At 70.4% G+C, this 16575-nt stretch carries 16 protein-coding genes and 3 pseudogenes; 5 read left to right on the top strand and 14 right to left on the bottom strand.

The features are described from left to right. Positions 1-473 (bottom strand): RNA polymerase sigma factor (locus FUT87_RS04905; protein ID WP_147240255.1); only part of this gene is annotated, 473 nt, incomplete at its 3' end. Positions 474-512: 39 nt separating this feature from the next. Beyond that, positions 513-890: a hypothetical protein gene (locus FUT87_RS04900; RefSeq protein WP_147240254.1), complete on the bottom strand. Its 378-nt coding sequence runs from the start codon at positions 888-890 to the stop codon at positions 513-515. Positions 891-1066: 176 nt separating this feature from the next. Here FUT87_RS04900 and FUT87_RS04895 point away from each other — a divergent pair, with 176 nt between their 5' ends. Next, complete coding sequence (locus FUT87_RS04895) at positions 1067-1405, top strand: DUF805 domain-containing protein (RefSeq protein WP_147240253.1); 339 nt, start codon at positions 1067-1069, stop codon at positions 1403-1405. An 84-nt stretch (positions 1406-1489) separates the two neighbouring features. Next, a pseudogene (locus tag FUT87_RS31595) lies at positions 1490-1795 on the top strand (cupin domain-containing protein); the annotation flags it as partial. A 216-nt stretch (positions 1796-2011) separates the two neighbouring features. Here the strand turns inward: FUT87_RS31595 and ruvC are convergent. From ruvC to FUT87_RS04840, 10 genes and pseudogenes are all read right to left on the bottom strand, one after another. Next, positions 2012-2560, bottom strand: coding sequence for a crossover junction endodeoxyribonuclease RuvC (gene ruvC, locus FUT87_RS04885; RefSeq protein ID WP_091725944.1), 549 nt, complete (start codon positions 2558-2560; stop codon positions 2012-2014). Between the two features lie 11 nt (positions 2561-2571). Continuing rightward, positions 2572-3558 carry a phosphatidate cytidylyltransferase gene (locus tag FUT87_RS04880; protein WP_091725941.1) on the bottom strand — a complete coding sequence of 329 codons (987 nt, stop codon included), beginning with the start codon at positions 3556-3558 and terminating at the stop codon, positions 2572-2574. Next, positions 3555-4183 (bottom strand): annotated as a pseudogene (locus tag FUT87_RS04875) (lysophospholipid acyltransferase family protein). Before FUT87_RS04875 ends, FUT87_RS04880 begins: the two are co-directional and overlap by 4 nt. A 9-nt stretch (positions 4184-4192) precedes the next feature. Beyond that, positions 4193-5830: a GMC family oxidoreductase gene (locus FUT87_RS04870; RefSeq protein WP_147240252.1), complete on the bottom strand. Its 1638-nt coding sequence runs from the start codon at positions 5828-5830 to the stop codon at positions 4193-4195. After that, on the bottom strand, positions 5827-7236 hold the full coding sequence (locus FUT87_RS04865) for a coniferyl aldehyde dehydrogenase (RefSeq protein WP_147240251.1): 1410 nt from the start codon (positions 7234-7236) through the stop codon (positions 5827-5829). The genes FUT87_RS04870 and FUT87_RS04865 overlap by 4 nt, the downstream gene beginning before the upstream one ends. 210 nt (positions 7237-7446) lie before the next feature. After that, positions 7447-7968, bottom strand: coding sequence for a porin family protein (locus tag FUT87_RS04860; protein WP_147240250.1), 522 nt, complete (start codon positions 7966-7968; stop codon positions 7447-7449). A 361-nt stretch (positions 7969-8329) separates the two neighbouring features. After that, positions 8330-9910, bottom strand: a complete 1581-nt coding sequence (gene purH, locus FUT87_RS04855) for a bifunctional phosphoribosylaminoimidazolecarboxamide formyltransferase/IMP cyclohydrolase (RefSeq protein WP_147240249.1) — start codon at positions 9908-9910, stop codon at positions 8330-8332. Between the two features lie 117 nt (positions 9911-10027). Further along, complete coding sequence (locus tag FUT87_RS04850) at positions 10028-10261, bottom strand: helix-turn-helix domain-containing protein (protein ID WP_091725921.1); 234 nt, start codon at positions 10259-10261, stop codon at positions 10028-10030. Further along, complete coding sequence (gene dusB, locus FUT87_RS04845; RefSeq protein WP_091725917.1) at positions 10258-11352, bottom strand: tRNA dihydrouridine synthase DusB; 1095 nt, start codon at positions 11350-11352, stop codon at positions 10258-10260. Before dusB ends, FUT87_RS04850 begins: the two co-directional genes overlap by 4 nt. Before the next feature lie 86 nt (positions 11353-11438). Further along, positions 11439-12341, bottom strand: coding sequence for an ABC transporter substrate-binding protein (locus FUT87_RS04840; protein WP_147240248.1), 903 nt, complete (start codon positions 12339-12341; stop codon positions 11439-11441). A 21-nt stretch (positions 12342-12362) separates the two neighbouring features. On the opposite strand from FUT87_RS04840, the gene FUT87_RS04835 reads away from it, so the two are divergent. Together FUT87_RS04835 and FUT87_RS04830 are read left to right on the top strand one after the other, a co-directional pair. After that, positions 12363-12845, top strand: a complete 483-nt coding sequence (locus tag FUT87_RS04835) for a YqaA family protein (RefSeq protein WP_091725908.1) — start codon at positions 12363-12365, stop codon at positions 12843-12845. A gap of 86 nt (positions 12846-12931) precedes the next feature. Then, positions 12932-14428, top strand: a complete 1497-nt coding sequence (locus FUT87_RS04830; RefSeq protein ID WP_147240247.1) for a carboxypeptidase M32 — start codon at positions 12932-12934, stop codon at positions 14426-14428. Positions 14429-14562: 134 nt separating this feature from the next. On the opposite strand, the gene FUT87_RS04825 is transcribed toward FUT87_RS04830, so the two are convergent. Continuing rightward, on the bottom strand, positions 14563-15192 hold the full coding sequence (locus FUT87_RS04825; protein ID WP_091725900.1) for a PEP-CTERM sorting domain-containing protein: 630 nt from the start codon (positions 15190-15192) through the stop codon (positions 14563-14565). 155 nt (positions 15193-15347) lie between these two features. Further along, the gene (locus FUT87_RS04820) at positions 15348-15986 is read right to left on the bottom strand and encodes a phasin family protein (RefSeq protein WP_147240246.1); all 639 of its coding nucleotides are present in this window, start codon (positions 15984-15986) and stop codon (positions 15348-15350) included. Positions 15987-16136: 150 nt separating this feature from the next. On the opposite strand from FUT87_RS04820, the pseudogene FUT87_RS04815 reads away from it, so the two are divergent. Continuing rightward, positions 16137-16575, top strand: a pseudogene (locus tag FUT87_RS04815) (hypothetical protein); the annotation flags it as partial.

Genomic DNA, 16575 nt, shown 5'->3' with positions numbered 1-16575 from the left:
CGCTCCCGCGCGCGGGACAACCGCGACATCACCGTGCCTACCGGCACCTCCAGCACCTGGGCGGCGGCCTGGTAGCTGAGTTCCTCGACGCAGACCAGCAGCAGGATCTCGCGCGAGGCGGCGGGCAGCGCGGCCAGCGCCCGCTCGAGGTCCAGGCGCAGGGCCACCTGCTGCTGCGGTTCATGGACCAGCGGCTGCGGCGTGTCCTCGTCGTCCAGCGAGTCGTGCAGGGCCTCGCGGGCATCGCGCCGCTGGTTCAGGTAGAGGCGATGCATCAGCGTCAGCAGCCAGTTGCGCAGCGCATCCAGGCGCGTGGGGCCGGGCTCGGCATGGAACAGCGCGCCCTTGCGGGCCGCGCGCTCGAGCGTGTCCTGGAGCAGGTCGTCCGCCCGCGCCGCGTCGCCGCACAGCAGCCGCGCGTGGCGGCGCAGGCGCGGCAGCAGCGGCAAGGCTTCGTCGAGGACGAGGGGCATCGGACGGACGGCCTGCGGTCGCGGAAACAGGGGAGCGGTTTATGGCTTCGCCGTGTGCCAGACCTGGTTGATGCCGTCGCCGCTGCGGTCGCCGGGCTTGGCGTCCTTGGCCCAGAAGTACAGCGGCTTGCCCTTGTAGGCCCACTGCTTGGAGCCGTCGTCGCGCGTGATGATGGACCAGTCGCCGCTGGCCTTGTCCTCGGCGCGGGCCATCAGCGGCGGCCAGTTGGTGGCGCAGGGCCCGTTGCAGACGCTCTTGCCGGAGCCGGCGGCGTCCTTGTCGAAGGTGTAGAGCGTCATGTCGTTGGCGCCGACCAGCGCGCCGTCCTTGGCCATCGCGGGAGCGGTCTGCGCGGTGGCGAGGCCGGCGGCGGCCATCAGCAGCGCGGCGGCGGTGAGCTTGAGGGTCTTCGTCATGCGGGGTCTCCTGGGTTGGGATCAGGTGGGGGTATTGCATGAACACGGCAGGAAGGCCGGTTATTCCAACTGACTTTCGTCCTCCCTGCGAGGGATCGCCATGGTGGCGGGAGGCCATTACGATCCGCCCCGACCCCGATCCGGGGCGACATGTTCACACGAGAGAGGGGGATGCCATGACATTCGGAGAATCGATCCAGATCTGCCTGCGCAAGTACGCCGACTTCAACGGGACCGCCAGCCGGTCCGAATACTGGTGGTTTGCGCTGTTCCTCGTCCTGGTCTCGCTGGGGCTGGGCGTCTTCTCCGACGTGCTGAGCCTGATCTTCTCGCTGGCGATGCTGGTGCCCTCGCTGGCCGCCGCCTCGCGCCGCCTGCACGACATCGACCGCAGCGGCTGGTGGCAGCTGATCAGCCTGATCCCGATCATCGGCTTCTTCGTCGTGCTGTACTGGCTGGTGCAGCCGACCGCGCCGAATCGCTATGGCAGCGCGTCGGGTGTGCCGGTGGTGTGATGACGGACCGGTCGGCACGCGATAGCCTGCGGTTCCGGGTTCAAGTGAACCCCACACTCCCGTCGCCGCGCAAGGAGACCCCGCATGACCGACCGTGCCCAGGCGCTCGCCGCCCAGCTGATCCGCAATTTCCATGAAGTCGAGCTGACCGCGTTCAAGCGCGAGCCGCTGTACGAGTCGCGCTTCGCGCGGCTGGCGCGCGGCACCGCCGCGAGCAAGCTCGGCGCGTCCTATGACATCGTCGAGCCGGGCAAGACCACCTGCCCCTACCACCTGCATCACGCGCAGGAGGAAATGTTCATCGTGCTGGAAGGCTCCGGCACGCTGCGCGTGGCCGGCGAGCGGCTGCCGATCAAGGCCGGCGACGTGATCTTCATCCCCGCCGGTCCCGAGTACCCGCACCACATCATCAACACCTCGGACGCGCCGATCAAATACCTGTCCATCAGCACGATGGAGCAGCCCGAGATCTGCGTCTATCCCGACTCCAACAAATTCATGGCCGAGGCGGCATCGGCGGCGACCGCCCGTTCGAGGCGCTGCGCAAGGTCGGCGAGGGCGACCTCGACTACTGGCACGACGAGCCCTGAAGCGCCGCCCTGGGCCTCAGTAGGTGCGCGAGCCCTTGAACTGCGCGTGCTGGCGCCGCTGCAGCGTGGTCTGGCGGCTCATCGCGTCGAAGGACACCCGCGCGTGCGCGTCCATGATCGCGATGCCCAGCGCGTCGGCCGCGTCCTTGCCCGGCTCGCCGGGCAGCGCCAGCAGCCGCGCCACCATCGCCTGCACCTGCGCCTTGGCCGCGCCGCCGTGACCGGTGATGGCCTTCTTCATCTGCACCGCGGTGTACTCCGACACATGCAGGTCGCAGGACACCAGCGCCGTCAGCGCCGCGCCGCGCGCCTGGCCCAGCAGCAGCGTCGACTGCGGGTTGACGTTGACGAAGATGATCTCCACCGCCGCGCAGGTCGGCTGGTAGCGCGACACCACCTCGCGGATGCCGTCGTAGAGGATCTTGAGCCGGCCGGGCAGGTCGCCGGTCGGCAGCGCGTTGGTCTTGATCGTGCCGCTGGCCACGTAGGCCAGGCGCGGCCCGTCCGCGTCGATCACGCCGAAGCCGGTCGTCTGCAGGCCGGGGTCGATGCCCAGGATGCGCATGGCGGATCTCCTCAGGTCGCGGCGCGGAAGTACCACCGCACCGAATGGAAGAACACCGGCGCCGCGAAGCACATGACCGCGATGCGGTCCAGCAGCCCCACCGCGCCGGTGATCGCGCTGCGGTTGCCCCAGGCATGGATGCCGGCGTCGCGCTTGAGCGCCTGCATCACGAAGACGCCGAAGCTGCCGCACCCGGCCGCGATGAAGGCCGCGATCGCCGCCTGGCCGGCCTTGAAGGGCGTGATCCAGTAGAGCAGCGCGCCGGCGACGGCGGCCGCGAACGCGCCGATCCACCAGGCCTTCATCGTGAACGAGCGGCTGATGCGGCGCGCCACCGGCCGCGCGCGGAAGCGGCTGGTCGCGACCGCCTGGGCGATCTGCCCGCAGGCCACCACCGCCACCAGGAAGAACAGCAGGAAGGCGCCGCGCCCCTGGTACTTGGGGATGTCCAGCAGCAGCAGCGCCGGCGCGTGCGACAGCCCGTAGACGCAGACCATGATGCCCCACTGGATCTTGGCGTTGCGCTCGAGGAAGCGGCCGGGATCGTCCGCCAGCGCGCTGGCCACCGGGATCGCCAGGAAGCCGTAGACCGGGATCAGCACCGAGAACAGGTCGAAGTGGCGCGTGCCCACCAGCACGTACTGCAGCGGCAGGATCACGAAGAAGGCCATGATCAGCCCGCGGTGGTCGGCGCGGCGGGTGTGCAGCAGGGTGATGAACTCGCGGAAGGCGAGGAAGGAGAACACGCCGAACAGCAGCGTTGCGCCGACCGGTCCCGACACCCAGGCGGCCCAGAACAGGCAGGCGCCGACCCACACCATGTTGAGCTCATGCCGGAACCGCGCCCAGCGCGCCTGCCAGGCTTCCTGCTCCTGCTCGGGCCGCTCGCGCAGCGACCACAGCACCGAGCCGATGCTCACCAGCAGCAGCGCGCCGAACAGCACGACGAACAGGAAGGCGACCTGCTCGCCGGTGTTCAATGACTTGAGCCACCTCATTCCTTCCACCCTCCCGGACGCAGCGCCATCACGGCGGCGCGGGCGCGTTCCAGGAACGCGCGCTTGTCCTCGCCGGGCTCGATGCGGATCGCGCGCCGAAGGTGACGGTGCAGAGGATGGGCACCGGCACGACCTCGCCCTTGGGCATGACGCGCTGGACGTTGTCGATCCAGGTCGGGATCAGCTGCACCTCGGGGAACTGCTCGGAGAGGTGATAGAGGCCGGCCTTGAAGGCCTGCGGCGCGCCCTTGTTGGAGCGCGTGCCCTCCGGGAAGATGACCAGCGAGTCGCCGCCCTGCAGCGCGTCCACCAGCGGCTCGAGCGGATCCTCGTCCGGCGTGGCGCGGGTGCGGCTGACGTAGACGGCGTTGAACACGGCGGTGGTGAGCCAGGTCTTGAGCGCGGAGCTCGTCCAGTAGTCGCGCGCGGCGATCGGGCGGGTACGCGCGCGCAGTTCGCCGGGCAGCGAGGCCCAGATCAGCACCCAGTCGAAATGGCTCTGATGGTTGGCGAAGTAGATGCGTTGTTCCGACGTCGGCGGGCAGCCTTTCCAGTGTCCCTGGGCGCCGGTGATCAGGCGCGCCAGCCAGGACAGGAACAGGCCGGTGATTTCGGCAAGGACCATGGGGCGCGATTATCCCTGCTGGATCATCGCGGCCGCCTTCTCGGCGATCGCCACCACCGGCGCGTTGGTGTTGCCGCTGATGACGCTCGGCATGATCGACGCGTCCACCACGCGCAGCCCGTCCAGGCCGCGCACTCGCAGCCGCTCGTCCACCACCGCCAGCGCGTCCGCGCCCATGCGGCAGGTGCCCACCGGGTGATAGACGGTGTCGACACGGGCGCGCAGCAGCGCTTCGATTGCCAGGTCGTCGTCGTTGCCAGTGCCAGTGCCGGTGCCGTTGCCACCGACGTTGGCGCTCCACAGCTCGCGCCGCCACAGCGCCCGCATCGCCGGCGCGCGCATCAGGTCGCGCGTCAGCTTGTAGCCCTCGATCAGCTCGCGCACGTCCTCGGGGTGGTCGAGGAAGGCCGGATCGATGCGCGGCGCGGTCAGCGGATCGGCGCTCGCCAGCGTCAGGGCGCCGCGGCTGCGCGGACGCAGCAGGCATACATGGCAGGACATTCCATGGCCCAGGTGCAGCCGCCGTGCATGGTCCTCCACCAGCGCCACCACCAGGTGCAGCTGCACGTTGGGTGCCGGCAGGCCGGGGCGCGTCGAGAGGAACCCACCGCATTCGGCGAAGTTGCTGGTGACGAGGCCGCGCCGCTCGCGGCGGTAACGCCGGGCCTGCTGCAGGAAGGACCAGCCGCCGCGCAGCGACAGCCCGGCCAGTTCGAGCCGGTCCGAGGCGTAACCGAAGACGAAGTCCGGATGGTCGTGCAGGTTGCGACCGACGCCCGGCAGGTGGTGCGCCACCGGCAGGCCCAGCGCCTGCAGCGCGGCGCCGTCGCCGATGCCCGAGCACATCAGCAGCTGCGGCGACTGCAGCGCCCCCGCGCAGACGAGCACCTCGCGCGCCGCGCGCAGCATCCGCCGCTGGCCGCCTTGCAGCACCTCCACGCCGATCGCGCGCCGGCCTTCCAGCACCAGCTTCAGCGCGCGTGCGCCGGTCTCCACGCGCAGGTTGGGCCGCTGGCCGAGGATCGGATGCAGGTAGCCGCGGGCGACGCTCCAGCGCTCGCCCTCATGCTGCGTGACCTGGTAGACGCCCAGGCCCGCCATGTCGTCGCCGTTGAAGTCCTCGCGCACCGGATGGCCGCATTCACGCGCGGCGGCTAGCCAGGCCGCGTGCACCGGGCTGTCGGTGCGCAGGTCGCCGACGCGCAGCGGGCCGTCCTGCCCGTGCCACGGCGCGCCGAAACGCGCGTTGCGCTCGGCCTTCACGAAGTACGACAGCAGCTCGTCGTAACCCCAACCCGGATTGCCCGCCGCCGCCCAGGCGTCGTAGTCGCTGCGATGTCCGCGGGTGTAGACCATCGCATTGATCGCCGAGGAACCGCCCAGCGCCTTGCCGCGTGGCTGGTAGCCGCGCCGCCCGTTCAGGCCGGCCTGCGGCACGGTCTCGAAGCCCCAGTTGTTGAGCCTGGCCGCGACCTGCAGCACGCCGGCGAAGGGCGTCCGCGTGATCCAGCCGTCGCCGCGGCCGCCGGCTTCCAGCAGCAGCACGCGGCAGGCGGGGTCCTCGCTGAGCCGGCTGGCCAGCACCGCGCCCGCGGAGCCGCCGCCGACGATCACGATGTCGGCGTCGACGCGGTCCGCGGCGCTCATGTGATCTTCTTCAGCAGGCCGAGCAGGCGGTCGAAGGTCCGGCCATAGGGCGGATGGAACAACCGGGTGCCGGCGAAGCGCGTCTGCAGGAAGACCGGCTTGAGCTTGCTGAAGGTGTTGAAGCCCCAAACGCCGTGATACGCGCCCATGCCGCTGGCGCCGACGCCGCCGAAGGGCTGCTCCTCCTGGCCCAGGTGCCAGATGCAGTCGTTGACGGTGACGCCGCCGGCCACGGTGCGGGCCAGCACGTCCTCGCGCGCGGCCCGGTCCTCGCCGAACCAGTAGAGCGCCAGCGGGCGGTCGCCCGCGTTGACCTGCGCGATCGCCTCGGACACGTGGCCGTAGGGCACGATGGGCAGCAGCGGGCCGAAGATCTCCTCGCGCATCACCGTCATGTCGGGCGTCGTGCCCAGCAGCAGCGTGGGCACGAGGCGGCGATCGGCTGGTGCCTCGTCGTGCGTCGGACGCAGCGTCGCGCCGCGGGCGCGGGCGTCGTCCAGCAGGCCGCGCAGCCGCGCATGGTGGCGCGGGCTGACGATGGCGGTGTAGTCGGGGTTGCCGTCGATGCGCGGATAGAAGCGCCGCACCGCCGCCACGATCGCGTCGGCCAGCGGCTGCACCAGCTCCTTGGGCGCCAGCACGTAGTCCGGCGCGACGCAGGTCTGGCCGGCGTTGAGCAGCTTGCCGAAGGCGATCCGCTCAGCGGCCAGCGCGAGATCGGCGCTGCGGTCGACGATCGCGGGCGACTTGCCACCCAGCTCCAGGGTGACCGGCGTCAGGCGCTGCGCCGCGGCCTGCGCCACCAGCCGGCCCACCGGCGTCGAGCCGGTGAAGAACAGGTGATCGAAGGGCAGGTGGGTGAAGGCCTTGCCGACCTCGGCGTCGCCGGTGACGACCGTCATCTCGTCGGGCGCGAAGTGCTGGGCGACGAGCCGCGCCATCAGCTCGGAGGTCGCGGGCGTCAGCTCCGAGGGTTTGATCATCACGCGGTTGCCCGCGGCCAGCGCCGCGAGCGCCGGCGCCATCGCCAGGTAGTACGGATAGTTCCAGGGCGCGACGATGCCCACCACGCCGAGCGGCTGCGGCATCAGGCGGTTGGACGCGGGCAGGAAGTGCAGCGCGGTCGGCGCGCGCCGCACGGCCATCCAGCGCTTGAGGTGCCGGACCGCGTGGCGCGCGCCGGACTCGACGGTGAAGAGGTCGGCCAGCAGGCTCTCGTGCCGCGAGCGGTGGCCGAAGTCCCGGGACATCGCCTCGGCCAGGTCCTGCGCATGCGTGGCGGTCATGCGCCGCAGCCGCTCCAGCCGGTCGCGACGCTGCGCGAGCGAGGGCAGGCGTTCGCGGTCGAAGGCCGCGCGCTGCTGCTCCAGGATCAGGTGCAGGCGCTCGTGCAGGGCTTGGTCCATCGCGTGTCTCCGCCGGATGCTTGGAATGAGCCGAAGGCTATGCGCATTCGCGTGGCGGGCCAAGCGCGTCGACCCTGGACTAGAGGGGCGCGACTAGCCGCGGCCGGCCCGGTGCGTGCCGGCGCGCAAAAAGAAAAAGCCCGGCCGGAGCCGGGCTTTCAATTCGGGCCGATGAGGGCCCGGTCGGATCGCACGAGGCGATCGCGACGATCAGAAGCGGTAGCCCACGCTCAGCGTGAAGCCGTCGGCCTTGACGTCGTCCTTCTTGTAGTAGCGCATGTAGTCCACGGCGCCGTAGAACGACTTGTCGAAGTTGTACTTCGCGCCCAGACCGTACGCGAAGCTGCCGTCGCTGTCCGAGGCCGAGACGCCGGCTTCCGAAGCCTTGATCTTGCTGTCGGCGTAGCCCAGGCGGCCGAACACTTCGAACTGGTCGAAGGCGTACTTCGGGGTCACGAACAGGCCGACGCTGCGCGTGACCTTGTACTTCACGCCGTCGACGGTGTCGTCGGACGCGCCGAAGGCGAACATGCCTTCCAGGGCGACGTTCGGGTGCAGTTCGTAGCCGACGATCGTGCGGATCAGGCCCGGCTTGATCGACGCGCCGTCAGCCTTCAGCTTGATGAAGGTGTAGCCGACTTCGCCGTAGAACGGGTTGGCGGTCGCGGTTTGGGCTTGAGCGGCGCCGGCGGCCAGCAGGGCGGCGGCGACGATGGCGGAAATCTTGGTCATTCGAATACTTCTCTCTAAAGAAAAATCGCATCTCGGCGATGCGGGGGCGAAAGGTATCAATGCCGCACTTGGCCGGTCAATGGAAGAGGTCACGCTCCGGTAAAAAAGTGCATACGGAGTTGCAGGCCCGCGACGCAAATGAGTGGGTGCCTGGGCCCCGTATCCCCAATCAGAGTGGGTCCGCTCTGCAGAACGTACATGCATTGATGCAGTCTTAACGACAGAGATGCGTCAGGGATGCGCCACCCGCGACGGCACCGGCGACGATGACGCGCCAAGCAAAAGGCCCGGCGCGAGGGCCGGGCCTGAAGCGGCGCGGAGCGCGCGCGGGGCGGGCAAGACCCGGCCCCGGCGCAGGCGCTCAATGGCGGAAGTGGCGCACGCCGGTGAAGACCATCGCGATGCCGCGCTCGTTGGCCGCGGCGATGACTTCGTCGTCGCGCATCGAGCCGCCCGGCTGGATCACGCAGGAGGCGCCCGCGTCGGCCAGCACGTCCAGGCCGTCGCGGAACGGGAAGAACGCATCGCTGGCCACCGCCGAGCCGGTCAGCGCCAGGCCGGCGTTCTCCGCCTTGATCGACGCGATGCGCGCCGAGTCGATGCGGCTCATCTGGCCCGCGCCCACGCCCAGCGTCATGCCGTTGCCGCAGAACACGATCGCGTTGCTCTTGACGTACTGCGCGACGGTCCACGCGAACATCAGGTCATCGAGCTGCTGTGCCGTCGGCTGCAGCGTGGTGACGACCTTCAGGTCGGCCTTGGACAGGAAGTGGTTGTCGGCGGTCTGCACCAGCAGGCCCGAACCGACGCGCTTGACGTCCTGCGCGTTGCGGCCTTGGTCCCAGGGGCGCGCGCCGCCCGGCGGCAGCGCGATCTCGAGCAGGCGCACGTTGACCTTGCCCTTGAAGATCTCGCGCGCCTCGGCGCTGAAGGACGGCGCCATCAGCACCTCGACGAACTGCTTGGACACCAGCTCGGCCGCCGCGCGGTCCACCTCGCGGTTGAACGCGATGATGCCGCCGAAGGCGCTGGTCGGATCGGTCTTGAAGGCCTTGGCATAGGCGTCGGCGGCGCTCGCCGCGACGGCCACGCCGCAGGGATTGGCGTGCTTGATGATCACGCAGGCCGGCGTGTCGAAGCTCTTCACGCATTCCCAGGCGGCGTCCGCGTCGGCGATGTTGTTGTAGCTGAGCTCCTTGCCCTGCAGCTGCTTGCCGGTCACCAGCGAGCCGGGCGCCGGATACAGGTCGCGGTAGAGCGCGGCGGTCTGGTGCGAGTTCTCGCCGTAGCGCAGGTCCTGCACCTTCACGAAGCTGCTGTTCATCTGTGCCGGGTACTCGGCCAGCGAGCCGTCGTCCAGGCGCGCGCTCAGGTAGTTGCTGATCGCGGCGTCGTACTGCGCGATGCGGTTGAACGCCGCCACCGAGGCCGCGAAGCGCGTCTTGTCGCTGGTCTTGCCGTGGGCCTTGAGCTCCTCGAGCACCTGCGCGTACTGCGACGCGTCGGTCAGCACCGTCACGTCCTTCCAGTTCTTGGCCGCGCTGCGGACCATGGCCGGGCCGCCGATGTCGATGTTCTCGATCGCGTCCTCCAGCGTGCAGCCGGGCTTGGCGACGGTGGACTCGAAGGGATAGAGATTCACCGCCAGGATGTCGATGGTGTCGATGCCGTGCTGCTCGATCGCGGCGACGTGCTCGGGCAGGTCGCGGCGCGCCAGCAGGCCGCCGTGGATCTTCGGATGCAGCGTCTTGACGCGGCCGTCCAGCATCTCGGGGAAGCCGGTGTGCTGGGCGACCTCGGTGACCGGCAGGCCGGCGTCGGCCAGCAGCTTGGCGGTGCCGCCGGTGGACAGCAGGCGCACGTTCAGCGCATGCAGCGCCTGCGCGAATTCAACGATGCCGGTCTTGTCGGAGACCGAGATCAGGGCGGTGAGTTGGGCCATGAACATTCCTTCGATGCGGGGGGATTCGGGTGTGACCAAGCGGAACGCGGAGATCCGGCTTTGCTGGGCTCCCGCGTTCGCCCCTTTGAGGGGCCGGCGTGAGCCGGTAGGGGTGGTCTAGATCAACTTGTGTTCGACGAGCTTGCGGCGCAGGGTGTTGCGATTGATGCCCAGCCATTCGGCGGCCTTGCTCTGGTTGCCGTCGCTGTGCTGCATGACGACCTCCAGCAGCGGTTTCTCGACGAGCCGGATCAGCATCTCGTGCATCGAGTGCGGCGCCTCGCCGCCGAGGTCGCGGAAGTAGGCCTCCAGGTTTTCGCGGATGCAGGAGTCGATCGGTTTGGGCGTCATGCCGTGAGCCTTCTTTCTTGGTCTTCGTCTTGGTGTTGTCCGTCGTTCGCGGCGTCATCGGCGGCCGGCACGTAGGGCAGGCGCTCGTGGTGGGCCGCCAGCGCATCGAGCCAGTCGGTGAGCGCGCGGACCTGGTCGTCGCAGGTCTCGAGCGCGTTCATGCGGCGCCGGAAGTCTTCGCCGCCGGGCAGCGCCCGCACCGCCCAGCCGATGTGCTTGCGCGCGCTGCGCATGCCGGTGAGCTCGCCGTACAGCGCGTAGTGGTCGTGCAGGTGCTCGACCAGCCAGCGCTTGGCGTCGGCGACGCGGGGCGCCGGCAGTTCCTCGCCGGTGGCGAGGAAGTGCGCGATCTCCGCGAAGATCCAGGGCCGCCCCTGCGCCGCGCGGCCGACCATGATCGCGTCGGCGCCGGTGGCGGCCAGCACTTCGCGGGCCTTGCGCGGGGTGTCGATGTCGCCGTTGGCGACGACCGGGATGCGCAGCGCGGCCTTGACCGCGGCGATGGTGTCGTATTCGGCGTGGCCGGTGTAGCCCTGCTCGCGGGTGCGGCCGTGCACGGTCACCATCGCGATGCCGGCGGACTCCGCCGCCCGGGCCAGCGCCACCGCGTTCTTCTCGGCCTGGCACCAGCCGGTGCGCATCTTCAGCGTCACCGGCACGCCGCGCGGCGCGCAGGCGGCGACCACGGCCTCCACGATCTGCAGCGCCAGCGCCTCGTCCTGCATCAGCGCCGAGCCCGCCCACTTGTTGCAGACCTTCTTGGCGGGGCAGCCCATGTTGATGTCGATGATCTGCGCGCCGCGGTCGATGTTGTAGGCGGCGGCCTCGGCCATCATGGCCGCGTCGGTGCCGGCGATCTGCACCGAGATCGGCGCCGGCTCGCCCTCATGGTTGGCGCGGCGCGAGGTCTTCAGGCTGTTCCACAGGTCCTTGCGCGAGGTCACCATCTCGCTGACCGCGTAGCCCGCGCCCAGCTTCTTGCACAGGACGCGGAAGGGCCGGTCGGTCACGCCCGCCATCGGGGCGACGAACAGACGGTTCGGCAGGACGAAGGAACCCAGCGTGAGCGTGCCGGGCAGCGGCGTGGACATCGGGAGCGGTGCGGAGGCTGCACAAAAAAGAGGCAGAAGTATACCGCTCCGGCTTCCCCTCCCGATCCCTCCGGCGGGTGGGGCCGTCAGGGCGACGGCTGCTTGCGCCAGAGCACGAAGCCCTGCTCGACCAGCCGGTTCATCACCCGTTCCTGCGACAGCTTATAGACCGCGCGGGCGAGGCGCCCGCGCAGCTCGGGGGTGTTGCAGCGCGAGCGGTGGGACAGCGTCAGGTACAGGCCCTCGCGTGCGATCGCCGGCAGCAGCGGCTGGATCGCCGGCCCGCCGTTGCGCGCGACATAGGCCTCGGCCGGCGTGTCCTCGTAGATCAGGTAGTCGGCCCGGCCGCGCTGCAGCATCTGGATCGCCTGCTCGATGCTGGCGACCTGGCTGATCTTGAGCGACTGGCGCGCGTAGTTGTCGAACTCGACGCCGAAGCTGTTGTTAATCACCGTGACGCCCAGCTTGGGCGCGAGGTCGCTCCAGCGCTTGTACGCCACCGGTGCGGCGCTGCGGGTCCAGATCACGCTGCGCGTCTCGCGGAAAGCCGGGTGGAAGTAGTCCATGTACTCGGTGCGCGGCAGCGTGAAGAAGGCGCCCGCGATCAGGTCGATGCGGCCGGCGCGCATCTCCTCCTGCACCCGGCCCCAGGGGCCGACATAGCGGGTCTCGACCGGGATGCCGATCTCGGCCGCGAGCCACTGCATCAGGTCGGCATTGGCGCCGACCAGCTTCTGCTCGTCGGCCGGGTCGCGCCACAGGTAGGGCGGGTACTGCGGGTTGCCCGAGGCGACCAGCAGCGGACAGCCCGGGATGGGAGGCAGCGCGTTGGCCGGACCGGGCGCCGCGCTTGCCTGTGCGGAAGCGGACGGCGGGGCGGTCTGCGCCCGCGCGGTCGCGGCCGGGGACAGGCGGCCGTCGTGCCCCGGACCCGCGAGGGCCAGGCCGATCAGCGCGAACGACGAGACGGCAAGGCGGCGCAAGGACATGGTCTTCAGATAATCCCACGCATGGAAGCTTGGCTGCAACACATGATTCACCTGATGCTGGAGACCCTGGCTCTCCCGCAGGTGGGCCTGGGCGCGGTGTTCGTCGTGGCGCTGGTGTCGGCGACGCTCCTGCCGATGGGGTCGGAACCGGTGGTGCTGCTGCTGGTGCATGCGAAGCCGGAGCTCTTCTGGCCGGCGATCCTGGTGGCCACGGTCGGCAACACCCTCGGCGGCGCGATCACCTGGTGGATGGGCTACGGCGCTGAGCGCGCCTACGAGGCGGCCGTGCATCACTCGCCGCGCGACCAGCGGGTGCTCGGCTGGCTGCGACGCTTCGGCGCGAAGACCTGCCTGATGAGCTGGCTGCCCATCGTCGGCGACCCGCTGTGCGCGCTGGCGGGCTGGCTGCGTCTGCCGTTCTGGCCCTGCGTCGGCTACATGGCGATCGGCAAGTTCGCCCGCTACCTGCTGATGACCTCGGTGGGTGTCGCCATGCTGGACTGAGCGCGGCGCCGCGCCCGGCCGGACGTGACTGGAGGGACCCTGCGCCGACGCTTGCACAATGCGGGGCACCGACAGGAGACCCCGCCATGAGCACCCCCCGCACCCCGGCCTATGACGCCTTGTGCCAGCGCCACCAGCGCATCCACCGTCTGTCCCACCTGCAGTCGATCGCGTCCTGGGACCAGTCCGCCTTCATGCCGTCGCGCGGGGCGCAGGCCCGCGCCGAGGCGCTGGCCGAGATGGACGGCCTGCTGCACCAGCTGGGCACCGACCCGGCGCTGAAGCAGCTGCTCGACGAGGCGGCGCAGGAGCCGCTGGACGATGTCCAGCGCGCCTCGCTGCGCGAGATGCGCCGCGTCTGGCGCTCGGCCAATGCGGTGCCGCAGCGGCTGGTCGAGGCGCGCTCGCTGGCCAACTCGCACTGCGAGCATCAATGGCGCCAGCAACGCCCGGCCAACGACTGGGCCGGCTACGTCGAGAACCTGCGCCCGGTGGTGCGTTACGCGCGGGAAGAAGCGCAGTACCTCGCCGACGACGCGGGCCTGAGCCGCTACGACGCGCTGCTCGACCAGTTCGAGCCGGGCATGCGCTCGGCGGAGGTGGACCGCGTCTTCGGCGACCTGCGCCAGTGGCTGCCGGGGCTGATCGGGCAGGTCATGGACCGCCAGGCGCGCGACAACGTCATCCACCCGCAGGGCCCGTTCCCGGCGGCCGCGCAGCGGGCGCTCGGACTGGACGCGATGAAGCTGCTGGGCTTCGACTTCGAGGCCGGCCGGCTGGACGAGAGCGCCCATCCGTTCTGCGGCGGTGTGCCCGAGGACGTGCGCATGACCACGCGCTACCGCGACGACAGCTTCCTGCAGAGCCTGACCGGCACCATCCACGAGACCGGCCACGGCCGCTACGAGCAGAACCTGCCGCGCGCGTGGCTGGGGCTGCCGGTGGCCCGGGCGCGCTCGATGGGCCTGCACGAGAGCCAGAGCCTGTCCTTCGAGATGCAGCTGGCCGCGCATCCCGGCTTCGCCGGCCTGCTGCAGCCGCTGGTGGAGCGCCACCTGGGCCGTCAGCGCGGATTCGCCGCGGACAACCTGCACAAGCTGATGACGCGCGTGGCGCCGGGCTACATCCGCGTCGACGCCGATGAGGTCACCTACCCGGCCCATGTGATCCTGCGCTACGAGATCGAGCGCCCGCTGATCGAGGGCGAGATCGAGGTCGAGGACATCCCCGCGCTGTGGGACCGCAAGATGCAGGAGCTGCTGGGCCTGGACACGCGCGGCAACTACAGGGACGGCTGCATGCAGGACGTGCACTGGGGCTGCGGCCTCTTCGGCTACTTCCCCTGCTACACGCTGGGCGCGATGTACGCGGCGCAGTGGTTCGCGACGATGCGCCGCGAGCGGCCGACGCTCGACGAGGAGATCGCGCGCGGCGAGCTCGCGCCGGTCTTCGACTGGCTCAAGGACCGCATCTGGTCGCAGGGCAGCCGCTGGGAGACGCCGGAGCTGGTGCGACGCGCCAGCGGCGAGGCGCTGGCGCCGGCGCACTTCCGCCGCCACCTGGAGACGCGCTACCTGGGCTGAGGTGCCGGGCGCGCGCCATCGCGCCGCCCAAGAGAAAGGGCACCCCGTGGGGTGCCCTTGTCTCCGTGCGCGTCCGCGGTCTCTACCCCACGTCGCGCTCCCAACGAGTCGTCGAGGACCCGCTTGTCCTGGTGTCAGGCCTTGCCGCCCTTGCGGCGGCGGGCAACGAAGCCCATCGCGCCCAGGCCGGCCAGCATCAGCGCCAGGCTGTGCGGTTCCGGCACGGCGGAGGCGTTGCCGCCGGCGCTCAGCGTCGACACCACCACGTTGTCCAGCGAGGTGCCGTAGGAGTCGCTGCGGCCGGTCGCGCCGAAGCGCAGCGTCATCGGGCTGCCGGTGCCGGTGAAGGTGGTGCTGAAGGTCTGCCAGGTGGTGTCGGTGTTGTTGCCGACCTTGCCGCTCAGGTCGCCGATCTGCCAGGTCAGGCCGTTGCTCACCGCGCCCTGGTTGTCCGGGCGGTTGGTGTAGGCGAAGCTCAGCGTGTACGAGGCGCCGGCCACCGTGTTCAGCGTCTGGCTGATCCAGCTGTTGGTGGTGGTGTCCAGCTCGGTGAAGTTGCTGCCGTTGAAGGCCGAGCCGGCGACGTTGTTGCGGATTTCCAGCCCGTGCGGGCCGACGGTCCAGCCGACGACGCTGTTGACGATGGCATAGCTGCCATTGCCGATCACGGTCGACTCGAAGCTGCCGTTGTTGACCAGGTTGACGGGCGCGGCCAACGCGAACAGCGGAGCGGCGAGGAGGGAGGCTGCAATCAGACGCTTCATGGCGGCGGGACTCGGAAGTTCGACAAGGGGCGCGCAGGAGGTCTGCGCTTGTGTCGAATTGTTCGAGACCGCCCGCCGCCTGCCATCCCCCTGTGCGCTGGGGATGCCGAAACGATTCGTGACGTTTCGCACGCCACGCGCGCCGCTTCAAGGGGTCAGGTGGTGCGTGCGCGAGCCTTGGCCGCCTTGGCCGCCTTGGTCGACTTGGCCGCCTGGACGGTCCGGGCCTTGGGCGCCTTGGTCTTGGGCGATTCGGTTTTCGGGGATTCGGACTTGGCGGATTCGGCCTTGCGCGATTTGGCCGGTTTGGCCGGTTGGGCCTTCGCGCCCGGCGCTGCCTGGGCGCGCAGCATCGCGACCTCGGCGGCCAGCGCCTCGACGCGGGCCTGCAGCCGGGCGACCTCTTCCGCCGCCGGCATGCCCAGCCGGGCGAGCGCGCGCGCGACGCGGTCCTCGAAGATCGATTCCAGCTTGTCCCAGTGCTGGCCGGCGCGGCTGCCGACCTCGCCGGCCAGGTCGCTCATCCGGCGCGCGGCGCTGTCGAGCTTCTCCCCGGCGCCGCGCATCGGGTCCTGGGCCTTGGCGCTGTCGCCGGACAGCTTGTCCAGCATCGCGCCGCCCTGGTCCTGCGCCTTGGCGAAGGCGGCCAGGCCCGCCGACCAGATCTGCTGCGCCGAGGCCTTGACCTGCTCCGCGAACGGCGTGTCCGCGGCCTTCGCCGAGGCGGAGGCGGCGTCCTTGCGGCGGCCTTTCGCCGGCTTCGGGGCGGCCGTCTTCTGTTGCTTCTTGACCATGGGCGTTCCTTGTCGTCGCGGGGCGGCGGCGTTGACCTCCGCCGCTCGTCGAGAACCGGACTATAGGGCGCGTGCCGCGCGTCACGATGACGCGCCTGACGTGCGCAACCCCCCATCGGGGCGAACGGCGCATGGACCAGAATCCCGGCCATGTCCTTGCCGACCACCACGCCGGGCCGCCGCCCGGGCGACGACTTCCCCGACACCGTGCCGGAGGCGCCCCCGCCGCTGCCGCCGTTGGCAATGGACCACGACCTGCCACTGCGCAAGGGCGCGCTGGTCGACTGCCCGCAGTGCCGGGCCCCGATGCGACACCTGAGCCTGCCCGGCCATCACGCGCCGGCGACGGTCGACATCGACCACTGCGGCCCTTGCGGACTGGTGTGGTTCGACGCGCGCGAGTCGGTCCACCTGTCCCCGGCCGCCTGGATCCAGCTGCTGCGCGACCTGCACCGGCTGCGCCAGGCGGACGTGCCCCACGCGCCCAGCCGGGCCTGCCCGCTCTGCGCGAAGGCGCTGAAGGAAGTCCGCAACCTCACGCGCTACGGGCGCTTCCCGGTGCTGGAGTGCGGCGGTTGCGGCGGCCACC

The sequence above is a fragment of the Mitsuaria sp. TWR114 genome (assembly GCF_007997345.1).
This window is presented reverse-complemented; position numbering and strand designations above follow the sequence as displayed.